Origin of the sequence: Micromonospora sp. NPDC049836 (assembly GCF_044465125.1) — a bacterium.
Taxonomy (GTDB): Bacteria; Actinomycetota; Actinomycetes; order Mycobacteriales; family Micromonosporaceae; genus Micromonospora.
Genome location: NZ_JBITLH010000009.1, coordinates 187,412 through 208,958, shown reverse-complemented (window position 1 = coordinate 208,958; position 21,547 = coordinate 187,412). Strand labels below are relative to the sequence as shown.

The 21,547-nt window shown below is 73.4% G+C and carries 14 protein-coding genes; 7 read left to right on the top strand and 7 right to left on the bottom strand.

The window, feature by feature from the left end:
• Window positions 1–127 precede the first annotated feature (127 nt).
• Window positions 128–1,123 carry an Acg family FMN-binding oxidoreductase gene (locus ACIBPB_RS24020; protein ID WP_396841724.1) on the bottom strand — a complete coding sequence of 332 codons (996 nt, stop codon included), beginning with the start codon at window positions 1,121–1,123 and terminating at the stop codon, window positions 128–130.
• A 179-nt stretch (window positions 1,124–1,302) separates the two neighbouring features.
• The gene (locus ACIBPB_RS24015; RefSeq protein WP_396841723.1) at window positions 1,303–2,529 is read right to left on the bottom strand and encodes a PucR family transcriptional regulator; all 1,227 of its coding nucleotides are present in this window, start codon (window positions 2,527–2,529) and stop codon (window positions 1,303–1,305) included.
• Window positions 2,530–2,612: 83 nt separating this feature from the next.
• On the opposite strand from ACIBPB_RS24015, the gene ACIBPB_RS24010 reads away from it, so the two are divergent.
• The 3 genes from ACIBPB_RS24010 (at window position 2,613) to ACIBPB_RS24000 (ending at window position 6,341) form a co-directional block, all read left to right on the top strand.
• Complete coding sequence (locus ACIBPB_RS24010; RefSeq protein WP_396841722.1) at window positions 2,613–3,704, top strand: ferredoxin reductase; 1,092 nt, start codon at window positions 2,613–2,615, stop codon at window positions 3,702–3,704.
• A gap of 16 nt (window positions 3,705–3,720) precedes the next feature.
• Entirely contained in the window at window positions 3,721–4,860 is a 1,140-nt protein-coding gene (locus ACIBPB_RS24005; protein ID WP_396841721.1) for a fatty acid desaturase family protein, read from the top strand.
• A gap of 299 nt (window positions 4,861–5,159) precedes the next feature.
• Window positions 5,160–6,341 carry an alanine--tRNA ligase-related protein gene (locus tag ACIBPB_RS24000; RefSeq protein WP_396841720.1) on the top strand — a complete coding sequence of 394 codons (1,182 nt, stop codon included), beginning with the start codon at window positions 5,160–5,162 and terminating at the stop codon, window positions 6,339–6,341.
• A gap of 220 nt (window positions 6,342–6,561) precedes the next feature.
• Here the strand turns inward: ACIBPB_RS24000 and ACIBPB_RS23995 are convergent, their stop codons facing one another.
• Window positions 6,562–7,728: a D-alanyl-D-alanine carboxypeptidase family protein gene (locus ACIBPB_RS23995; protein ID WP_396841719.1), complete on the bottom strand. Its 1,167-nt coding sequence runs from the start codon at window positions 7,726–7,728 to the stop codon at window positions 6,562–6,564.
• 694 nt (window positions 7,729–8,422) lie between these two features.
• Here ACIBPB_RS23995 and ACIBPB_RS23990 point away from each other — a divergent pair.
• From ACIBPB_RS23990 to ACIBPB_RS23975, 4 genes are all read left to right on the top strand, one after another.
• The gene (locus ACIBPB_RS23990) at window positions 8,423–9,883 is read left to right on the top strand and encodes an ATP-binding protein (protein ID WP_396841718.1); all 1,461 of its coding nucleotides are present in this window, start codon (window positions 8,423–8,425) and stop codon (window positions 9,881–9,883) included.
• Between the two features lie 23 nt (window positions 9,884–9,906).
• Complete coding sequence (locus tag ACIBPB_RS23985; RefSeq protein ID WP_396841717.1) at window positions 9,907–11,724, top strand: acyl-CoA dehydrogenase; 1,818 nt, start codon at window positions 9,907–9,909, stop codon at window positions 11,722–11,724.
• 147 nt (window positions 11,725–11,871) lie between these two features.
• Window positions 11,872–12,261 (top strand): hypothetical protein, encoded by a 390-nt coding sequence (locus ACIBPB_RS23980; RefSeq protein ID WP_396841716.1) that lies wholly within the window; start codon window positions 11,872–11,874, stop codon window positions 12,259–12,261.
• Window positions 12,262–12,467: 206 nt separating this feature from the next.
• Window positions 12,468–18,107, top strand: a complete 5,640-nt coding sequence (locus ACIBPB_RS23975; protein ID WP_396841715.1) for a tetratricopeptide repeat protein — start codon at window positions 12,468–12,470, stop codon at window positions 18,105–18,107.
• Window positions 18,108–18,205: 98 nt separating this feature from the next.
• Here ACIBPB_RS23975 and ACIBPB_RS23970 read toward each other — a convergent pair whose 3' ends face one another.
• The 4 genes from ACIBPB_RS23970 to ACIBPB_RS23955 form a co-directional block, all read right to left on the bottom strand.
• Complete coding sequence (locus ACIBPB_RS23970; RefSeq protein ID WP_396841714.1) at window positions 18,206–18,622, bottom strand: RidA family protein; 417 nt, start codon at window positions 18,620–18,622, stop codon at window positions 18,206–18,208.
• Between the two features lie 45 nt (window positions 18,623–18,667).
• Entirely contained in the window at window positions 18,668–19,180 is a 513-nt protein-coding gene (locus ACIBPB_RS23965) for a DinB family protein (protein WP_396841713.1), read from the bottom strand.
• Between the two features lie 137 nt (window positions 19,181–19,317).
• Window positions 19,318–20,409: a winged helix DNA-binding domain-containing protein gene (locus ACIBPB_RS23960; protein ID WP_396841712.1), complete on the bottom strand. Its 1,092-nt coding sequence runs from the start codon at window positions 20,407–20,409 to the stop codon at window positions 19,318–19,320.
• A gap of 46 nt (window positions 20,410–20,455) precedes the next feature.
• A complete protein-coding gene (locus tag ACIBPB_RS23955; RefSeq protein ID WP_396841711.1) occupies window positions 20,456–21,529 on the bottom strand; it encodes a hypothetical protein in 1,074 nt (357 codons plus the stop codon).
• Window positions 21,530–21,547: the final 18 nt, after the last annotated feature.

Below are 21,547 nucleotides of genomic sequence, written 5' to 3'. Positions count from 1 at the left end.
TCGGGGGTATCCCGGCGCGACGGTGCCGACCGGCGGGGCACGCCGCGCATCGCGCTCGACGGCACCGCCGCCGGGCGCGCCGCGCATCGCGCCCGACGGCACCGGCCGCCCCGCCGCCAGGAAGGGGTCAGGTGTCAACCTCGATCACCTCGTCCGGGGTCCGTCGGGGGGTGGCCGGCGGCTCGCCGTCGGGCGCCCAGCCGACCCGGATCACCAGGTAGGGCGTACCGACCCCGGCGAGCAGGTCGCGCAGCACCTGGCGCGGCCAGGCCAGCTCGATGGCGTCGCTGATCGGCGCGGTGGCCAGCCCGTCGGCGGTGGCGGTGAGCAGCAGCGCGGACAGCGCCTCGCCGCCGCGCAGCCAGGCCGCCGGGTCGTCGCGCTCGCCGAAGAGGATCAGGTACGCGGCGCCCCGGTCGAAGCCGTCGCCGGCGCTCAGCCCGGCCGTACCGCCCGGCACGTGGTCGCGTACCGGCACCCGGCGGGGTGCGGGCCGCACGGCGGCGGCGCTGGGCACCCCGTCGCCGTACTCGGCCGGCCGGTCGGTCCACCGGCGCAGCTCCGCCCGGTACGCCGGATCGGCCAGCTCGGCGTCGGCGGCACGGCCGGTGGTCACGGCGAGCATCGGCATCTGGTCGTCCCGGACGAGGTGCAGGTAGGCATCCTCGGCCTCGACCGCGGCGCGCAGCCGGGCCAGCAGCGCCGCCGGCACCGGCCGGTCCGAGTAGGCCCGGCGGTCGGTGTGCCGGCGGGTGATGGCCTCGACCAGCCGGCCGGCGGTGAGGTCCAGGTCGGCCGGGCCGGTCACGCGCAGCCGGGCCAGCAGCGCCGGGTCGGCCGGGTCGGGGAGCCGGGTGACGGTCACCGCCCAGCCGGCCGCGGCCAGCATCACCCGGGCGTGGTGCAGGGCGGCGCCGCAGCTGAGGGTGAGCAGCCGGCCGTCCGGGTCGATGGTGGCCAGCCGCCGGTCGGGGTCGGCGCGCAGCTCGAGGGCGTCGGAGGTGATCCGCCAGCGCCAGGGCTGGGTGTTGAACACCGACGGCGCGTGCCGGGCCTGCCGGGCCGCGGCCTCCAGCACCCGTACCACGGGGGTCTGCTCGGTCCAGGTCGATGGCCGGCTCATGGTGGCCTCCTCGTTGCTCGTCCCCTTCGACCCTGCCTCTGCGGCGGGACGGGGGGACAGGGCCGGAGGGCCCGCGGCGGCGGGTCGGGCGGCCCGCGCGCACCCGGCGGGGCGGGCCGCCCGCGCCCACCCGGCTTGCCGGGCGGCCCCCGTTCAGTCGGCTTGCCGGGCGGCCGCGCTCAGTCGGCGGGGGGCGGGGCCGGCGGCATCGCGAGGGCCAGGGTGAGGGCGAGCACCGTCGCGGGTTCGTGCAGCCGGTCGCCGTAGAGCTCGCGCAGCTTGCCCATCCGGTAGCGGACGGTCTGCGGGTGCACGAACAGCTCGGCGGCCACGTCGTCGCGGCGGCCCTGGTGCAGCAGCCAGGACCGCAGCGTCTCGGCCAGCCGGTGCGCGGTGGCCGGGGGAAGCGCGGCCAGCGGGCGCAGCGCCTGGGCCCGCAGGTCGGCCAGCGCCTCCGGGTCCAGGCTGAGCAGCAGCTCAGCGAGGTGTTCCTCGGTGTCGACCGGCGCGTCGTCCGGCTGGCCCAGGCCGAGGGCCAGCACCCGGGTGGCCCGCTGGTAGGAGGCGGCGACCCGGTGCCAGGGGCGCGCCGGCCCGAGCACCGCCCGGTGCCCGTGCAGCAGCCGGGCGAGCTGGCGGCGCCGGCCGCCGTGCATGTCCGGCACCAGCAGTACGGCCAGCTCCTCGGCCGGGTCCATGCCGGGCAGGTCGTCGCCGCTCTCCAGGGTGTGCGGGCTGAGCAGGGCGAGCACCGCGCGCAGGTTCCGCCGGGGCAGCAGCACCACGGTGAGCGTCTGCGGCTGTGGCCAGTCGGCCCGCTCGGCGCCCCGGCGCAGGATCTCCTCCGGCTCCCCGGCCAGCAGCTGCTGGGTGAGCCGCTCCAGATAGCGGCGCCGCACCCGGCCGGCGCTGGCCAGCTCGTCGGCGTGCCCGGCCACGCTGGCCGCGGAGAGCTCGTCGATGTACGCGAACATCAGCTCGGCGAACTCGGCCACCGTCCCGGCGGACAGCCCGCTGCGTACCGTGGTGGTGGAGACCTCCCGCCAGGCCACCCGAGCCCCGACCCGGTACGCGGCCAGCAGCGCGTCCATGCTCCGACCGGAGCGCGCCTCCCCGCTGCCCAGCGCGTACGCCGCCTCCAGCGCGGGGGTGAGCGGGGTGCTCGGGTCGGTGGGCTGGGCACCCTCGATGAGCTGGAGGAACGTGCCGAGGGCGATGCGGACGGCGTTCTCGATCTTCTCCCGCATGGTGCCGGTGAGCGCGCCGGAGTAGTCGGGCACCTCGGCGGTGATCGCGGTGACCGTCCGCTCGGCCACCAGCGGCAGCCGGCCGCGCAGCAGACCGGCCACCTGCTCGTCCAGTTCGAGGCGGGCGGCGCGGTGGGGCATCCCGGGCTCGTCCGACATCTTGTTCTCCCCGAACAAAAACCTACGACTGTTTCACCTTTGCCGGTCAAGATGTTATGCGATTGCGCGGTCACGCTGGTCATATGACCACAACTGTCCCGCGCCGCCCCCAGAAGGCCTCCTTCCGGACCAGGCTGTTGCGGCTGGCCGAGACGGTGACCACCCCGTTGCTGCCAGAGGACTACCTCGATCTCGTCGCGCCGCTGCGTTCCGGCACCGCGCTGCGCGGCCGGATCGTGGCCGTCCGCCCGGAGACCCGGGACGCGGCCACCGTGGTGATCCAACCCGGCCGGGGCTGGCGGGGCCACCTGCCCGGACAGTACGTCCGCCTGGGCGTGGACGTCGACGGGGTGCGGCAGTGGCGGGCGTACTCGCTGACCTCGGTGCCGGACAGCCAGGACGGCCGGATCACCGTCACCGTCAAGGCCATCCCGGACGGCAAGGTCAGCAACCACCTGGTCCGCCGGGTGCGCCCCGGCACGATCGTCCAGCTCGACCAGGCGCAGGGCGACTTCACGCTGCCCGCGGCGGCCCCCGAGCGGGTGCTCTTCCTGACCGCGGGCAGCGGGATCACCCCGGTCATGGCGATGCTCCGGGCCGGCCTGGCGGACCGTGCCGACGTGGTGCTGGTGCACTCCGCGCCCACCCGCGACGCGGTCATCTTCGGCGCCGAGCTGCGGGCGCTGGCCGAGTCGGGCGGGCTGCGGCTGGTCGAGCGGCACACCGACGTCGAGGGCGTACTCGGCGTGGACGAGCTGGCCGCGCTGGTGCCGGACCACCTCGACCGGGAGGCCTGGGCCTGCGGACCGGTCGGCATGCTCGACGCGGTCGAGGGGTACTGGTCGGCGAACGGGCTCGCCGACCGGCTGCACACCGAGCGGTTCCGGCCCACCGTGATCTCGCCGGGGGAGGGCGGCACCGTGACGTTCACCGGCAGCGGCGTGACCGTCGAGGCGGACGGCGCCACCCCGATCCTCGACGCCGGCGAGAACGCCGGGGTGCTGATGCCGTCCGGCTGCCGGATGGGGATCTGCTTCGGCTGCGTGGTCCCGCTGCGCCAGGGAGCCGTCCGCGACCTGCGCAACGGTGACCTCACCACCGCCGTCCCCGGCGACGGCGTGCTCGTCCAGACCTGCGTGTCGGCGGCCGCCGGTACCTGCGACATCGAACTCTGACAGGAGGCCACCCGACGTGACCGTGATCCAGAACAAGGCCGACAACCCGATCGCCCACCTGAGCGCCGAGGACATCGAGATCATCGGCAAGGAGCTGGACGCGATCCGGGACCGGGTGATCGCCGACCGGGGCGAGCGGGATGCCCGCTACATCCGCAAGGTGATCAAGACCCAGCGGACCCTGGAGATGAGCAGCCGGGTGGTGCTGCTGTTCTCGCTCTTCCCGCCGGCCTGGATCGTCGGCACGGCCGGGCTCACCGTCGCCAAGATCCTCGACAACATGGAGATCGGGCACAACGTCCTGCACGGGCAGTGGGACTGGATGCGCGACCCGAAGATCCACTCGACCACCTGGGAGTGGGACCACGTCTCCCCGGCCGAGCAGTGGAAGCAGTCGCACAACGAGCTGCACCACCGGTACACCAACGTGGTCGGCAAGGACAACGACCTCGGGTACGGCATCATGCGGGTCGACGAGGACCAGCCGTGGAAGGCGGCTTACCTCGGTCAGCCGCTCTACAACCTGGTCAACGCCTGCTTCTTCGAGTACGGCATCGCCGCGTACGACCTGGAGTTGAGGGACAACCTCAAGAACGGTGGGCACAAGGACCCGGCGTTCCGGGCCCGGGCGAAGGCGGTCGGCCGCAAGATCCGGCGCCAGGTGCTCAAGGACTACGTGGTGCACCCGCTGCTGTCCGGTCCGGGCTTCCTCACCACGCTGGCCGCCACCTTCACCGCGAACCTGATCCGCAACCTGTGGAGCCACTCGGTGATCATGTGCGGGCACTTCCCGAACGGGGTGGAGACCTTCGCGAAGAACTCCATCGAGGGCGAGACCAAGGGCGAGTGGTACCTGCGGCAGATGCTCGGCTCGGCCAACATCAGCGGCAGCCGGCTGCTGCACATCATGACCGGCAACCTGTCGTACCAGATCGAGCACCACCTCTTCCCCGACCTGCCGAGCAACCGCTACCAGGAGATCGCCCCGCAGGTCCGGGCGCTGTTCGACCGGTACGGGCTGAAGTACACCACCGGCCCGCTGCCCAAGCAGGTCGCGTCCGCCTGGTGGAAGGTGATCCGGCTGTCCCTGCCGAACCGGCGCCGCAAGGAGAGCCAGTCGCTGGCCCCGGCGCCGCTGGCCTCCGCCGGCGCCTGACACCGCCCCCACGAGGATCCTGGACAGCGTCCGCCCGCGGCGGCTGTCCAGGATCGCGTGCGGGCGGGCGGCGGGGAAAAACAGTGGGCGACGCCGGCGCACCGCGCTAGCGTCGAGGCATGCACACCAGGCGTCGCATCACCGCCGCGGCCGCGCGAGCTTCCCGCTCGCCGGTTGCCGCCGCCTGACCTGCTCTTTTCCCGCCGGCGACCGGAAACGGTCCGCCGGCGTCGTGCTGTCCAGGCCACCGCCGGCCCGGCGGACCCTTCCGGTCGCGCCGAACCCGGAAGGCCCACGCCATGACACCCGACGAGATCGTCCGCACCTTCCTCGACCACTACCACCGGCTCGACCATCGGGACGCGCCGGAGAGCTCGCTGATCCCGCCGCCCGGTGATCCGGTGCTCTTCACCACCTCCGGCATGCACCCGCTCACCCCGTACCTGCTGGGCCGCCCCCATCCCGGTGGCCGACGCCTGGTCAACGTGCAGCGCTGCCTGCGCACCACCGACCTGGACGAGGTGGGCGACCGTATCCACCTGACCGTCTTCGACATGCTCGGCTCCTGGTCGCTGGGCGACTACGACATCGCGACCAGCCTCCGCTGGGGCCACCACCTGCTCACCGCGGGCTTCGGCATCGACCCCGGCCGGCTGCACGCCACCGTCTTCGGCGGCAACGACCAGCTCGGCCCGGACGAGACCGCGTGGCGGACCTGGACCGAGCTGGGCGTACCGGTCGAGGCGAACGACGCGGAAAACTGGTGGTCGAACGGACCGACGGGCCCCTGCGGGCCCGACTCGGAGATCTTCGTGTGGACCGGGGACGGGCCGCCGGCCGGCACCCCCGGCACCGACGGACGGTGGATGGAGATCTGGAACCACGTCCAGCTGCGCCACCACCGGCACGAGGACGGCCGGCTCACCCCGCTGCCGCTGTCCAGCATCGACACCGGAATGGGCCTGGAACGCCTGGAGCTGGTACTCACCGGCGGCCGGGACGTCTACCAGGGCGAGCGGCTGCGCCCGTGGGTGGCGGCGGTCCGCGACCGCTGGTCGCTGGGCGAGACGGAGCTGCGGGTCGTCGTCGACCACCTGCGCTCCGCGGTGGTCGTCCTCGCCGACGGGGTACGCCCCGGCAACACCGGCCGCGGCTACGTGCTGCGCCGGCTGCTGCGCCGGGCGCTCACCACGCTGTGGCGCGACGACCCGTCGCGCAGCCTCGCCGAGCTGCCCGACGACCCGTTCCGGGACACCGGCCGGTGGTTCCGGCAGCAGCCCGACGTCGCGCGGCTGCGCGCGGTCGTCGCGGACGAGGAGCGCCGGTTCCGCGGACTGCTGGAGCGGGGCCGCCCGCTGGTCGACCGGGTCCGGGCGCGCGGACCGCTGACCGAGCGGGACTACCACTGGCTGCACGACACCCACGGCCTGCCCCGGGACCTGGTCGACGGCCTGCTGGACGTGGCCACCGTCGAGCCGTAGCGGCGACCCGCCCCGCCCCACCGGTCCGCGCCAACCCCCCGCCGCCGGTCGGCGGGTGGCCCCGAGATGCGGTAGGTCGTGGTGTCGGCGGTGCCGGTCGCGGCGATTTGCGGCACGTCGTGGTGTCGGTGGGTCGGTAGCGGGGAAGGCGAGGGTCGGCAGTGGTTACGGCCGGCCCTCGCGGGGGGCGTCAGGGTCGCGGCGGCGGGCGCGGTGAGCGCTACGGGCGGCGGGTCAGGCGCCACCACAGGGACGGGTCCGCAGTGGTGGCGTCGGCGCGCAGTTCGACGCTCCGGCCCGCCGCCTCGACCGAGCCGACGCCCTGGCCGGCGGTGACCTCGGCACCCGGAGCGGCGGTCGACACCCGTACCGGCACCGCCAGTCCCGGCCAGCCGATCACCTTCAGCGCCTCCGCCGGGCCCACCGGGGCGGTGGCGCCCCACGCGGTCCGCACCTCACCGGCCGGACCCGCGGCGAGCAGGGTGTACTCCTTGACCGTGCGGCGCACCGCCACGAGCAGCCGGCGGACCACCGTGTTGACCGCGGCGAGTTGCTCGGGGGTGTCGGTGCCGGGCTGGTTGAACACCGCGCCGACCACGATCAGCGTACGGGCGCCGACCTTGAGCCGGGCGGCGAAGACGAGGTTGCCACCCGCCTCGTCCGTCGAGCCGGTCTTGATGCCGAAGACGCCCTCGACGCCGAGCAGGTCGTTGTAGTTGCGGATCCGTCCGGCGACCGGGATGGTGGCCTCGGGCAGCTCGACGATGGCGGCGAAGACCGGCATCGCGAGCGCGGCCCGGGCGAGGGCGACCTGGTCGGCCGCCGTGCTGACGGTGCTCGGCAGGAAGCCGCTCGGGTCCGTGTAACGGGTGTCGGTGAGACCCAGTTCCTCGGCGGCGGCGTTCATCTTGTCGACGAAGGCGGCCTCGCTGCCGGCGTCCCAGACCGCCAACTGGTGGGCGATGTTGTTCGCCGACGGGAGCATCAGGGCTTCCAGCGCGTCCCGCTCGGTGAGCCGTTCCCCGGCGACGACCGGCACCAGCGACTGCCCGCTGGGAATCCGCGCCCGGTAGTCGGCCTCGTCCGCGGCCGTCACGGTCAGGGTCGGGCCCGGCTCATCCCCGCTGAGCGGGTGCTCCTTGAGGATGACGTACGCGGTCATCACCTTGGCCACGCTGCCGATCGGCTGGGCCGGGCCGCCCCCCGACCCGCCGAGCCGGCCCAGGCCCTCGATCATCAGCTCCGCGGAGCCGCTCTTCGGCCAGGGCAGGGCCGGCGCCCGGCCCGGCACGCGCAGGGTGGCGGCGATCGAGGTGGTGACGGTGGCGGTGGGCAGGTCCCGGGTGAGTTGTACGGCGACACCCGAGCCGAGCAGCGCGGCCAGCACGAGGATCAGGACGAGGGGGAGTACCCGGCGACGCCGCTTCGCGGGCCGGGCAGCCGGGCCGGGCGCACCGGCGGCGAACGGCGGCCCGCCGGGGGCGGTGCCGTCGACGGGCGGACTACCGGCCCGCCCGGCGCCGAGGCCACCTGCCCCGGCCGGCGTGGCCCAACCTGCGCCAGCGCCCGGGTCCGGCGTTGCCCGACCTGCGCCGGCCCCCGGGTCCCGCGTTGCCCGACCTGCGATCGGGGCGGGCGTTGCCCGACCTGCTGGTCGGGGCTGCGGGTGCGGTACCGCGGGTGGTGGCGGCCCGACCGGTCGGCCGTACACCTGGCCGCCAGGGCTGGCCGGGCCGCCCGCGTTCGGCTCCGGCGGGCCGTCCACGCGGCGGCCGTAGACGGCGCCGGACGGTCGCGGGGCCGCGGCGGCCTCCCGCCGGTCGATGCCGTCGGTCGTCGGCCGGTCCGGCCCCTCGCCGTCGGCCGGCCATCTCGCCTGCGGCATGCCCGCGCCCTTCTCCCCGTCCCCGAAATGCCAGGTAGAACCTAGCAACCGAGCGCCGGCCGTGGTCGCCGGCCGCATCCCCGTCCAGCCGGGGGAGTGAGCGGCGGGCCCGGCCGGGGGCGCGGTGCGGTGGCAGCCGGGGTGGGCCGGTGTCAGACTCGGCAGCGGGGACCGCCGCACCGAGGGACGTGGACGCATGGGCTACGAGGTCAGGCCGGACCAGGAGACGATCACGCTGGTCGGCGCCCGGGTCACCGTCGTGGATGCCGCCGTGCTGCTCAGCGCCGCCGAGGCCGGCCCGGTCGAGCTGCTCGCCGGCACCGACTTCCCCGCCCCGGTCCGCGAGGTGCGCAGCACCGTGCGCGCCGCCGACGGGCTGCACCGCTTCGAGGCGTACCTGCGGGTCGACGGGCCGGGCTCGACGGTCGGGCTACTCGCGCTCGGGCTGGCCGGGCCGGTGGGGCTGCTGCTCGCCCAGCGGCTGGCCGCGCGTACCGGGGACGGGCTGGCCGCCGGCGTCGGCCGGATGGCCGCGGAGGCCGGCCGGCGGTTGGGGCTGCGCCCGGCCGACACCGCGCTCGCCGAGCCGCCCCGCGACCGGGCCGGCCAGGAGGTGCTGCGCACCGCCGAGAAGCTGGGACTGCGCCCGAAGGTCAGCCAGGACGGTGGCGCGCTGACCGTACGCGCCGCCGTGCCCAGCGCCGAGGTGACCCCCGCACACCTGCACGCCATGCTCGGGGTGGTGCTGCAGACCGTACGCGAGCTGGCCGGTGACGGACCCGAGCCGGCGGTGCTGCGCGGCCGGTCGTACACCGTGGGTGGGAGCGTGGCCGCCGCGGCGCCGGCCGGCAGCGCGGCGGTGACCCTCGACCAGGTCGGCGGCCTGGCCGACGTGGTGGCCCGGTTCCGCGAGGTCGCGGTGTCGTTCCGGCACCCCCAGGTGATGGCCCGTTGGGGCGCCCGCCGCCCGCAGGGCATCCTGCTGTACGGGCCGCCCGGCACCGGCAAGACCATGCTGGCCCGGGCCCTCGCGAACGAGGTCGGCGCGGACTTCGTGGAGATCCGCACCCCGGAGATCCTGGACAAGTACCTCGGCGGCTCGGAGCGCAACATCAAGCGGATCTTCCGGGAGGCGCGCCGCTACCGGCGGCCCACCGTGATGCTCTTCGACGAGTTCGACAGCATCATCAGCTACGCGGGTGCCGGTGGGGACGCCGCCAGCCAGGCGGTCAACGCGGTCGCGGGCATCTTCAAGCAGGAGATGAACACCCTGTTCGAGGAGAACCCGAACGTGATCGTGGTGGCCACCACCAACTTCCCGCAGCGGGTGGACGCCTCGCTGATCCGCTCCGGGCGCTTCGACCTCAAGATCGCCATCCCGGCGCCGGACGAGGCCGGCCGCGCCGAGATCATCACCAAGATGATCCGCGAGCTGATCGACCGGCACGAGCGCTCCGGGTTCCGGATGTTCGCCGCCGACGTCGACCCGGTGGCGCTGGCCGCGGAGACCGCCGGACTCACCGGCGCGGACCTGCGCGAGGTGCTGCGCCGGGTGCAACTCGCCAAGGCGATGCGGGAGGCCACGGTGGGTGCGCCGGCCGCGCCGATCAGCCAGGATGAGCTGCGGGAGGCCGTCGCGGGGCTGCGCCGCGGCTGACGACGGCCCGCGGAAGGAGCACCGTGTCGTCGTCCACCCTGCTGTCCCGCCGTGATCTGGCGTTCCTGCTCTACGACTGGCTCGACGTGACCCGGCTGACCGACCGGCCCCGCTACGCCGAGCACTCGCGGGACACCTTCGACGCCGTGCTGGACCTCTCCGCCCAGGTCGCCGCCGAGCACTTCGCCACCCACAACAAGGCCGCCGACGCCACCGAACCCACCGTCGACGGTGGCCGGGTACGGATCATCCCGCAGGTCAAGGCCGCCCTGGAGGTGTTCGCCCGGACCGGACTGCTGTCGGCCACCATGGACGAGGCGGTCGGCGGGATGCAGTTGCCGCACGCCGTGGCCGAAGGCTGCTTCGCCTGGTTCCACGCCGCCAACGTGGGCACCGCCGCCTACCCGTTCCTCACCCGGGGCAACGCCAACCTGCTGCTCACCCACGGCAGCGCCGAGCAGATCGACACCTGGGTCCGGCCGATGGTCGAGGGCCGGTTCTTCGGCACCATGTGCCTGTCCGAGCCGCAGGCCGGCAGCTCGCTGGCCGACATCACCACCCGGGCCACCCCGCAGGACGACGGCACCTACCGGCTCGCCGGCACCAAGATGTGGATCTCCGGCGGAGACCATGAGCTGGCCGAGAACATCGTGCACCTGGTGCTGGCCCGGATCCCCGGCGGACCGCCCGGGGTGAAGGGCATCTCGCTGTTCATCGTGCCGAAGGTGCTGCTCGACGAGGACGGCAGGCTCGGACCGCGCAACGACGTGGTGCTGATCGGCCTCAACCACAAGCTGGGCTACCGGGGCACCACCAACACCCTGCTCAACTTCGGCGAGGGCGTGCACCGGCCGTACGGGCGGGCCGGGGCGGTCGGCTACCTGGTCGGCGAGCCGCACCAGGGGCTCGCGCAGATGTTCCACATGATGAACGAGGCGCGCATCGGGGTGGGGGCCGGCGCCACCGCCCTCGGCTACACCGGCTACCTGAAGTCCCTCGGCTACGCCCGGCAGCGCCCGCAGGGCCGGCCGGTCGCCGACAAGGACCCCAGCACGCCACAGGTGCCGATCATCGCCCACCCCGACGTACGCCGGATGCTGCTGGCCCAGAAGAGCTACGTGGAGGGCGCGCTCGCGCTGATCCTCTACTGCGGACGGCTGCTCGACGAGGAGAAGACCGCGCCCGCCGAGGCCGACCGGGCCCGCGCCCGCCTGCTGCTGGACCTGCTCACCCCGATCGCCAAGAGCTGGCCGTCGCAGTGGTGCCTGGCCGCCAACGACCTGGCCATCCAGGTGCACGGCGGCTACGGCTACACCCGCGACTACGACGTCGAGCAGCACTGGCGGGACAACCGGCTCAACCCGATCCACGAGGGGACGCACGGCATCCAGGCCCTCGACCTGCTCGGCCGCAAGGTCACCATGCGCGGCGGAGCCGGCCTGGAACTGCTGCTGGAGACGATCCGGGCCACGGTGACCCGAGCCTGGAAGGCCGAGGGCTTCGCCGCCGAACTGGCCGCGCCGCTCGGTACGGCCGTGGACCGGATCGCCCTGGTGACCCGCCGGCTGCACGGCACCGGCGACCCCGAGCTGGCCCTGGCCAACGCCAGCCTCTACCTGGAGGCGGTCGGGCATGTGGTGATCGCGTGGATGTGGCTGGAGCAGGTGCTCGCGGTGGAGGCGCTGGGCTCGCCGGAGGGCGCGGAGGGGGAGTTCCTGGCGGGCAAGCGGCAGGCGGCCCGGTACTTCTTCCGGTACGAGCTGCCGAAGACGGTGGTGCAGTTCGACCTGCTGGACAGCCTGGACCGGACCACGCTGGACACCCGGGAGGACTGGTTCTGACCGGGCCGCTGGCCGGCGACGGCCGCGGACTCCTGTCGCGCGGACGGTCTGCACCGTCGTCGAGATGCCGGCCCGGAGACGTCACGTCCGCCGCGGCGGCAGAGGTCGGGCGCTCGACAGAGGTGGCAGGCAGAGAATAATGGCGGGATGTCGACCGAGGCGCACCTGCAGATGATCCAGGCCGTCGTCAGCCGGCTGGCCACGCAGTCCACCACCGTCAAGGGTTGGTGCGTGACCGTCACCGCCGCGGTGCTCGGTTTCGGCGTCACGACCACCACCCCGGTCGCCGTGTTGATCGCGGGCTACGTCATCGCGGCCTTCGCCATGCTGGACAGCTACTACCTGGCGCTGGAGCGCGCCTATCGAACCCTCTACAACCGGGCCGTGGCGGGCGGAGTGCCACCGTGGACGCTGACCATCGAGCGGATCGCCCTGCGCGATGTCGTGGCTGCCTTTCGCAGCCCGGCGGTCGTCCTGCTCTACGGGGCCTCTCTCCTCGCCGCCCTGGGCGTCGGTGGCTTCCTGCTGAGCAGGTAGCGGCGCTCCGGCCGCGGTTCCGCTCGGCTCGGTCGGATTTCCGACGCAGCGCCGGGGCGATCGTTTTGCCGTGGTACCTCTGGGCATTCACCCAGACGCCGTAGCCCTGACGGATTGTGGTACGCCCCTCGCTGGAGGCCATTGTGGCGGCTCCCGAAGACCGGACGGCCGACGATATCCGAGACCAGGAGGATGTGGCGCCACCGGTGCGCGTCCTGATCTCGTACGCGCACGGCGACCCGGCGCACGAGGAGGACGTCCGCCGGTTGTGGACGCTGCTGCGCGCCGAGGGCGTCGACGCGCGGCTGGATCTGGCGGCGGCGAGCCAGCGCCAGTTCTGGCCGCAGTGGATGTCGGAGCAGATCCGCCTCGCCCGCTTCGTCATCGTGGTCGGTACCCCGACGTACCGGGAACGTGCCGAGGGGCGGACCACCGGGCCGGTCGGACGCGGAGTGCGCTGGGAGGCGCGACAACTTCAGGAACTGCTCTACGCCGACGTGGAAGAAGGCACCCGGAAGATAGTTCCGGTCCTCCTTCCCGGCGGCGAGGAGACCGATCTGCCGGACTGGCTGCACCCGGTGGGTGGCACGACGTACCGGATCGCCACGCTGAGCCCATCCGGCGTCGAGGAACTGCTGCGGCTGCTCACGAATCAGCCGTTGGACAGGGATCCGCCCCTGGGCACGGTGCGACCCCTGCCGCCGCGGCCGCGCACCGCCTCGCGAGCCGAGAGCACGGACCACGGTACGGCGGTGCCGTCGCCGCTGCGATCCCAGCTTCTTGTCGAGGCCAGCCTGGCCGACGACGTGCTGTCCTGCACCGTGTCGCTGGCCGGCTCGCCGGTCTGCACCCGGCAGAGCCGCATCTCCTCGGAGGTCTGGCAGGTCTGGCAGGGGCTGCAGGCGGGACCGCAGGTGGCCGCCCAGCGGATGTATGCCGTCGGCCAGTCGCTGGCCCAGGCGGTATTCGACCAGGACGGGCACCGCCTGGTCGCGGACCTGGTCAGCCGGTTACGACCGGGCGACTGGGTCGAGGTGGTGCTGAGCGCGGCGGACGGCGCGCTGATGCTGCCCATCGAGTTGCTGCGGCTTGCCGGCCCGGATGCCGAGGACCTCGGGCCACTGGGCCTCATCGCGGGGGTCTCCGTGCGGCGCCAGGTGGCACCCGCCCCCAAGCCGCCGAGGCACCGGCTCGGTCGCCCGTTCAAGGTGCTGGCCGCGGTGGCCGCGCCGGACGAGGACGGGAGCACGAGCGCGCCGCTGGATGTCGAGGCGGAGATGCAGGCGGTGCTGGACGCGGTCAGCGATCCCACCGCGGAGCACGGTGGCGAGGTGCAGATCCTCGAGGTCGCTTCGTTGCGGCAGATCAGCGAGGCGTTGGCCAAGGACGACTACCACGTACTGCACCTGTCCGCGCACGGCTCACCGCAGTCCGTGGAACTGGAGGACGAGGACGGTCGTCCGGCCCAGGTGGGCACCCGGCAGCTCATCGAGGCGCTGCGGGATGTCGGCAAGGCGGTGCCGCTGATCGTCCTCTCGTCCTGCTCGGGAGCGGCGGGCAGCGCGGACGCGATGGCGGCCGGACTGGTACGCGCCGGCGCCGATCGGGTGATGGCCATGCAGGCCCCGATCAGCGACGCCTACGCGACCGCACTGCTCGCCCAGCTCTACCAGGAACTCGCCACCCGGCCCACGCAGCCCGTGGCCGCCGCGCTGGCCCGCGCCCGCCGCCGCGCTGAGCGGCAGTTCCGGGACGATCCGCCGCGGCTACCCGAGTTCGCGGTGCCGACGATCCTCTCCGCCGCGGACGACCCGGCGCTGGTCGACCTCGACCTGCCCGCAACGCCCCTACGCGGCACCCGGATCATGCCCACCGGCACGTCGGTACGGGAACTCTCGGTCGGGCAGCTGATCGGACGGCGACGCCAGTTGCGGGAGGCCACCGCCGCACTACGTCGTGCCGCCGAGGCGAGGGAGACGAACGGCACGATCGCCGGCGTGCAGATCATCGGAGCGGGCGGAATCGGCAAGACCGCGATCGCCGGGCGAGTGACGGCTCGCCTGCGCGGTGACGGTGCTCTCGTCGCCGTCCACGAGGGCCGGTGGAACCCGACCGCCCTGCTGGCCTCGGTCGCTCAGGCCGTCCAGGACGTACCCGCCCTGGCCGGGGCCGCACAACTGTTGCGCTCCGATGCCATCGAGGACACCGTCAAGGCCGATCTTGTCCGGCAGCTGCTCGGCCATGTGCCGCTGCTGCTGGTCTTCGACGATTTCGAACAGAACCTCACCCCGGGGGGTACGGCATTCATCGACCCGGCCTTCGACGACCTGTTCACCGACTGGTGTGACGGAGCTGAGGTGGGGGCCATCCTCGTCACCTGCCGCTACCCGTTGCCGGACGATGACCGCTACCTCGTCCGTATCCCGGTGCCACCGCTGTCGCCGGCGGAACTGCGCCGTCTGCTCCTGCGCCTGCCCGCGCTGCGCAGCCTGCCGCCGGACGAGGTCCGGCTGTTGCTCAGGGTCATCGGCGGGCACCCCCGTCTCATCGAATACATCGACGCCCTGGTCCGCGGCAAACCCGCCCAGATGAGAAGCGTGCAGCGCAAGTTGCGCGAGCTGGCCCGCCAGGAGGGGGTCGACCTACGCCGGCCGCGCCCGTTGGACCAGGCGGTCAACGCCGCCCTGATCCTCGGCAGTGCCGACATCCTGCTGGACGAGTTGCTCGGGCTGCTCACCGACGACCAGCGGGCGGTACTCCTGCAACTCTCCGTCGCACGCGCCCCCATCGATATGGACGATCTTGCGTTCGTGATGAGCCCGCCGGGCGCCGAGCCGGCGAGCCGGGCGGAGCTGACGCATACCGTCGAGCGCCTCACCGATCTTGCCCTGCTCACCCCCGGCCCGGAAATTCTGATCCACCCGTTCACCGCTGAGCTTCTCGTTCAGCAGTTCGGGCGGGTACAGCATGATCTCCAGGAGAGGGCTCTGGCAATGCGAACGCGGCGATTCGAGCAAGGGAAGGCGGACTACGCGGACCTGCTGGAAGTGCCGCGCCACCTCGCCGCCCTGGGCCGCTACGAAGAGGTCGCGGCGATAGCCGAGATGGCCAACCGCATGATGCCCGGCAGGTTGGCGGTCGGTGCTTATCTGGCCGAAGTTCGCCCGCTCATTCCCGAATCGGAACCGAGCTGGTGCAGGGTGGTGAAATTGGAGTTCGAGGCGGTTCGCGACAGCGGCAACCTCACGACCGCCCGTGACCTGCTGGAACGAATGCGCCGGGTGGTTCAGCGCGGAGTTGACGAGCAGCCGTCGAGCCCGGAGTGGCAGGAGGCGTTTTCGCTCCTGCTGGTCGACCTCGGCGATACCGCCACCGCGGCCGGCAACCTCACCGAAGCGTCCGCCCACTACGAGAAAGCGTTGACCTACGCCGAGGAATGGAACCAGGGTCGGGACAACAGCCGCTGGTGGCGACACCGGCCGGGACTCATTCACGGCCGCCTCGGCAATGTGGCGCTGGCCGCCGGGGACCTGCCGGCCGCGCGGGCGCACTACCAGGCCGCGTTGACGATCGCCGAGCTGCTGGTTGCCGCGGACCCGGACGATATCGGCTGGCAGCGAGGGCTCTCCGTCAACCGCAACAAGTTGGGGGACGTGGCGGTGGCGGCCGGGGATCTGGAGTTGGCCCGCGGGCATTACCAGGCGGCTCTGGAGATCCGGCAGCGGTTGGCGGCCGCGGATCCCAGCAACACCGAGTGGCGGCGCGACCTGTCGATCAGCCGCGAGAAGCTGGGCGATGTGGCGATGGTGGCCGGGGATCTGGGGCTGGCCCGCGGGCATTACCAGGCGGCTCTGGAGATCCGGCAGCGGTTGGCGGCGGCGGATCCCAGCAACACCGGGTGGCGGCGGGACCTGTCGGTCGGCCTCAACAAGTTGGGGGACATGGCGCGAGCGGCCGATGACCTTGGCGCGGCTCGGGGGCATTACGAGGCCGGTCTGGAGATCGCGGAGCGGTTGGCGGCGGCGGATCCCAGCAACGCCGAGTGGCAGCGGGACCTGTCGATCAGCCGTGACAAGTTGGGGGACATGGCGCGAGCGGCCGGGGACCTCGGCGCGGCTCGGGGGCATTACGAGGCCGGTCTGGAGATCGCGGAGCGGTTGGCGGCGGCGGATCCCAGCAACACCGAGTGGCAGCGGGACCTGTCGATCAGTCGCAACAAACTGGGGGACGTGGCCGTGGCGGTCGGAGACCTGGGGGCGGCGCACGCGCATTACCAGGCCGCCCTGGAGATCCGGCAGCGGCTGACGGCGGCGGATCCGAGCAACACCGGCTGGCAGCGGGATCTGTCGGTCAGCCGGAACAAGTTGGGCGATGTGGCGCGAGCGGCCGGTGATCTGGGTGCGGCTCGGGGACACTACCGGGCGGCTCTGGAGATCGCGGAGCGGTTGGCGGCGGCGGATCCGACCCACACGGGCTGGCAGCGGGACCTGTCGGTCAGCCGTACCAAGTTGGGCGATGCGGCGGTGGCGGCCGGGGATCTGGGCGCGGCTCGGGCGCATCACCAGGCCGGTCTGGAGATCGCGGAGCGGTTGGCGGCGGCGGACCCGAGCAACCGCGAGTGGCAGCGGGACCTGTCGATCAGCCGCAACAAACTGGGCGATGTGGCCGTGGCCGCCGGGAACCTGGAGCTGGCTCGGGCGCACTACCGGGCCGCGCTGGAGATTCGGCAGCGGTTGGCGGCGGCGGATCCGCGCAACACCGAGTGGCAGCGGGACCTGTCGGTCAGCCGCGACAAGTTGGGGGACATGGCGCGAGCGGCGGGGGATCTGGCGGCCGCACGAGGCCATTACGAGGCTGGCCTGGAGATCGCGGAGCGGTTGGCGGCGGCGGACCCGAGTAACCGCGAGTGGCAGCGGGACCTGTCGGTCAGCCGTAACAGGTTGGGCGACGTGGCCGGGATGGCGGGAGAACTGGAGGCGGCGCGGGGGCATTACCAGGTGGCTCTGGAGATCGCGGAGCGGTTGGCGGCGGCCGACCCGAGCAACACCAGATGGCAGCGGGACCTGTCGATCAGCCGCAACAAACTGGGCGATGTGGCCGTGGCCGCCGGGAACCTGGAGCTGGCTCGGGCGCACTACCAGGCGGCTCTGGAGATTCGCGAGCGGTTGGCGGCGGCGGATCCCAGCAACACGGAGTGGCAGCGGGACCTGTCGGTCAGCCGCGACAAGTTGGGCGATGTGGCGAGAGCGGCCGGGGACCCGGCGGCGGCACGCATGCACCACCAGGCCGGTCTGGAGATCGCCGAGCGGTTGGCGGCGGCGGATCCCAGCAACACGGAGTGGCAGCGGGACCTGTCGATCAGCCGTAACAAGTTGGGCGATGCGGCGGAGGCGGCGGGGGAGCCGGAGGCGGCGCGGGGGCACTACCAGGCGGCTCTGGAGATCGCGGAGCGGTTGGCCGCGACGGACCCGAGCAACACCGACTGGCAGCGGGACCTGTCGGTCAGCCGTAACAGGTTGGGCGACGTGGCCGGGATGGCGGGAGATCTGGAGGTGGCGCGGGGGCATTACCGGGTGGCTCTGGAGATCGCGGAGCGGTTGGCGGCGACGGATCCCAGCAACACGGAGTGGCAGCGGGACCTGTCGATCAGCCGTAACAAGTTGGGCGACGTGGCGCAGGCGGCGGGGGAGCCGGAGGCGGCGCGGGGGCACTACCAGGCGGCTCTGGAGATCGCGGAGCGGTTGGCGGCGACCGACCCGAGCAACACCGAGTGGCAGCGGGACCTGTCGATCTGCCAGGAGCGGCTGACGTCATTACCGCGGCCGGACCACCCGTCACCGGAGTGAGGTCCGATCGACCGGCGAACGGCGGGCCAGACCGGACGTGCACCCCCACGGGCCGCATCCCGCGCTTCGTCGCACCGACGCGCGGCGAGCGGTGACCGCTACGGGCGCTCGTCCCGTACGACGGCGTCGACCTCGAATTCCACCAACCACTCTGGATCGATGAAACGCGACACCTCGACGAAGGTGCACGCGGGTCGCACCTCGGCGAAGCGTTCGCCGTGCGCCCGCGCCGCCTCGCGCCAGCGGCCGACGTCCACGAGCATGACCCTGGTTCTGATGACGTCGGCCAGCGTCGCACCGGCCTCGCGCAGCGCGTGTTCGGCGATGTCCAGGCAGCGTACGGACTGGGCGTAGACGTCTCCGGGAGCGGTTGTGGTCCCGTCGTCCGCGATCGGCGCGGTGCCGGCCACGGAGACGTACGGCCCTACCCGTACGGCGCGGGAGAAGCCGATCTCGGGTTCCAGCGGTGATCCCGATGTCACCAGGCGGCGGAAAGTCGTCACGGGGTAGAGCATCGCAGGAAAGGCGACCGCGCCGGGGCCCCGGGCGTCGCGCCCCCGCTACGTGGGAATGACCAGCCAGGTCCGGCCGTCGATGAGTTCCCGGACCGCGTCCAGGTGGCCGGCGTGGCACGCGGTCTCGGTGATCACGTGCAGGATGACCTCCCGCGCGCTGGCCAGTCGGTGGTCGCCGAAGTGGTCCGGCGGCCACCAGGCCGGTGCGGCGTCCAGTGGCGTGGCGGCGATGACGGCGTTGGCGCGGTCGATCTCCTGCCGGTAGCGGTCCAGCACCACGGCGGCCGGGACGTCCGGGTCGACCTGCCAGGCTTCCGCGCCCTGGCTCAGCGTGGCGATGGCCGCCGGCTCGCCGCCCATGACGCAGCGGAACCAGAAGCGCTCGACGTCCTCGGTGAGGTGGCGCACCAGGCCGAGGCAGCTCCAGCCGGAGGGCAGCACCGGCCGGCGCAGCGCGGCCTCGTCGAGCCCCTCCAGGATGCCCAGCACGTGCCGGCGCTGGCCGTCCAGGTGGGTGACGAGCAGGTCGGTTTCGATCGGCGTGGCTGGTTGTGGCACAGGGTCCTCCGCGGGGTCTCGGGTGACGCGGCGGCTGGTGTCGTCGCGTCGACTCACCTCAGCTGACGAACGGCGCCGCCGGTTCCGGACAGCCGACCCGGAAATGGCGGCACGAAACCGGGCCCGGCACGAGGCGACTAATCGGCGAACTCGACCCCGGCGAGGGGGACGCCCCGGTACGCGGCGAGCCGTTCGGCCTGTGCCACCACGGCCTCGCGCCGGGTCCTGGGCAGCTGGCGCCAGGGCTGGACGGCGATGGTCAGAGCCCTGCCGGCCTTGCGGGGACGCCAGGTGCCGACCAGCTCGCCGTCGGCCAGGACCGCGCCCGGGCGGCCCAGCACCGGCCACAGCTCCTTGGCCCGCGCCGGGTCCGGCAGCAGAGTGGCCCGGTCCTTGGCCTGGAGGAAGAGGTCGAACGGGCCGAGCAGGCGGGTCACCGGGGCGTCGGTCGGGGCCAGCGCCGCCTCGTCGGCGGCCAGCAGCCACCGCGGCTCGCCGTCGACCGGCACCTCGACCACGTCCTGCGGCCAGTGCGCCTTCACCTCCTTGACCGGGGCGTCGAGGTAGCCGGCGACGTGCTGCGGGGTGGCCGGACCGAGCAGCCGCAGGTAGGCGCGGATCAGGTCGAACCGGTCGCTTGGGGTGGCCGCCTTCCGGAACCCGCTGATCCGTTGCAGGACCGGCGGCGACGTGTCGAGCCGCAGCTCCAGCCCGGCTCGCACGGCGGCCAGCCGGAACGGCATCTCGTACGGGTGGGTGGCGTCGCAGGGCCGGCAGAACCGCAGGTACGGCTCGGGCAGCAGCTCGGCCAGGCGGCCGGAGACGTCCCCCTTGACGATTGGCCGGGTGACCACGGCGCGCATCCGGTCGGCCACCTCGTCGAGGGCGGCCAGGATGCCGATCCCGGCCGCTCTCAACGGCTTGGCGGCGTCGTAGACGCGCTTGCCGGCGTCGGGGTCGGAGAACGGCTCGACCGCGGCGGCCACCTCCGCCAGGTCGGCGCGGCGGTAGAGGTGGGGCGCGCCGCGCACGGTCCAGAGCAGGATCAGGTCCTCGCCGTCGAGCGCGGTCACGTCGACGCCGCGAACGGCGAGCGCCCACCGGCCGCCGTCCGGACCGGTGTCCTGCGCCCCGATGTCCAGCACGGCGGTGTCGGCGAGCGTGCCCTCGGCCCGGTCGAGCTGCTGGGACCGGACCCGGAAGGTCAGCACCTGACGACGATCGACCACGCTCACACCATAGGTGGCGGCCCGGACAGCGGGGCGCGCCGCCCCGTCAGGTGACCGTCAGCGTGAGGGCGCCGACCTGGTTGCCCCGCTGTGCGTAGTGCGGCAGGTAGAGCTTCCAGGAGATGGTCAGCTCCCGCCCGGCGCGCATCGTGGCCGGCACCTCGGCGACCATCTCGAACACGGCGGCGCCGCCGCCCGGGACCGCGGCGAGCGGGCGGCAGTTCAGCCGGTACAGCTGGGCGGTGTTCACCGCCTGGTCCGTCGCGTTGCCCAACGAGAAGCGTTCCATCAGGTAGCCCGGGCAGGGGTCCAGCGCCAGCGGGGCGGCGGTCGGGTTGCCGAGCGTCACCCGGAAGGTGAGCCGCGAACCGGCCGCCGCGCTCGGCGGCCCCGCGACGGTGACGGTGAGCTGATCGAGCGGTGCGGAGGGCGGCGGCGACACCGTGACCGGCTCGGTGAATCCGCCCGCGCTGAGCGTCGCCCGGGCGTTCGGGTTGGCCCCTGCACCCCGCTGGCAGCCGGGGCGGTCGTCGGCGGTGATCGGCGCCCGCAGCGTACCGCCGTCGTCCGGCACCTCGATGGCCAGCTCCAGCGGGCCGTCGACCGGCTCGCAGAACGGCCCGGACCAGTCCAGGCGCAGGCTGGCGTGACCGCGGGCCGGCACGGCGACCACCCGGTTCCGGGCCTCGTCGTTGATGCCGTGCGGGTAGCGCATGGGGATCTCGCGGCCGCCGGCGAGCATGGTGGTGGGTACCTCGCCGCGCAGGGTGCACTCGACCGTCGAGGTGTTGCGCAGGTCCACCTCGCCGATGAGCTTGCCGATGGCGGCGTCCCTGCCGCGGGGGGTCTCGCCGCCGGTGCCGGGCCGTCGCCAGTCCGTGAGCCGGCCGGCCAGCTGGGCCGCGCGGCAGGGCTCGCTTCCGGCGGCCGGGGACCGGGGTCCGGCGGGGCGCCCGTTGAGGTCCGTCGCGGTGATCTTCAGGTCGGCCCAGGGCACGGTGCCGTCGGGGAGCAGGGTGGCGGCGGACTCGGCCGCCGCGGGGTGACCCGGTCGGGCAGCCGGTTCGGCGCAGGCCGCCGCGACGGCGAGGACGAGCAGCAGGGGCAGCAGTCGACGCATCCCGCCACCCTCACACAC

Bases quoted from the DNA above. Each gene is read 5' to 3' on its own strand.
- ACIBPB_RS24020 (WP_396841724.1), bottom strand. From the start codon at position 1,123: ATGAGCCGGCCATCGACCTGGACCGAGCAGACCCCCGTGGTACGGGTG.
- ACIBPB_RS24015 (WP_396841723.1), bottom strand. From the start codon at position 2,529: ATGTCGGACGAGCCCGGGATGCCCCACCGCGCCGCCCGCCTCGAACTG.
- ACIBPB_RS24010 (WP_396841722.1), top strand. From the start codon at position 2,613: ATGACCACAACTGTCCCGCGCCGCCCCCAGAAGGCCTCCTTCCGGACC.
- ACIBPB_RS24000 (WP_396841720.1), top strand. From the start codon at position 5,160: ATGACACCCGACGAGATCGTCCGCACCTTCCTCGACCACTACCACCGG.
- ACIBPB_RS23990 (WP_396841718.1), top strand. From the start codon at position 8,423: ATGGGCTACGAGGTCAGGCCGGACCAGGAGACGATCACGCTGGTCGGC.
- ACIBPB_RS23980 (WP_396841716.1), top strand. From the start codon at position 11,872: ATGTCGACCGAGGCGCACCTGCAGATGATCCAGGCCGTCGTCAGCCGG.
- ACIBPB_RS23970 (WP_396841714.1), bottom strand. From the start codon at position 18,622: ATGCTCTACCCCGTGACGACTTTCCGCCGCCTGGTGACATCGGGATCA.
- ACIBPB_RS23955 (WP_396841711.1), bottom strand. From the start codon at position 21,529: ATGCGTCGACTGCTGCCCCTGCTGCTCGTCCTCGCCGTCGCGGCGGCC.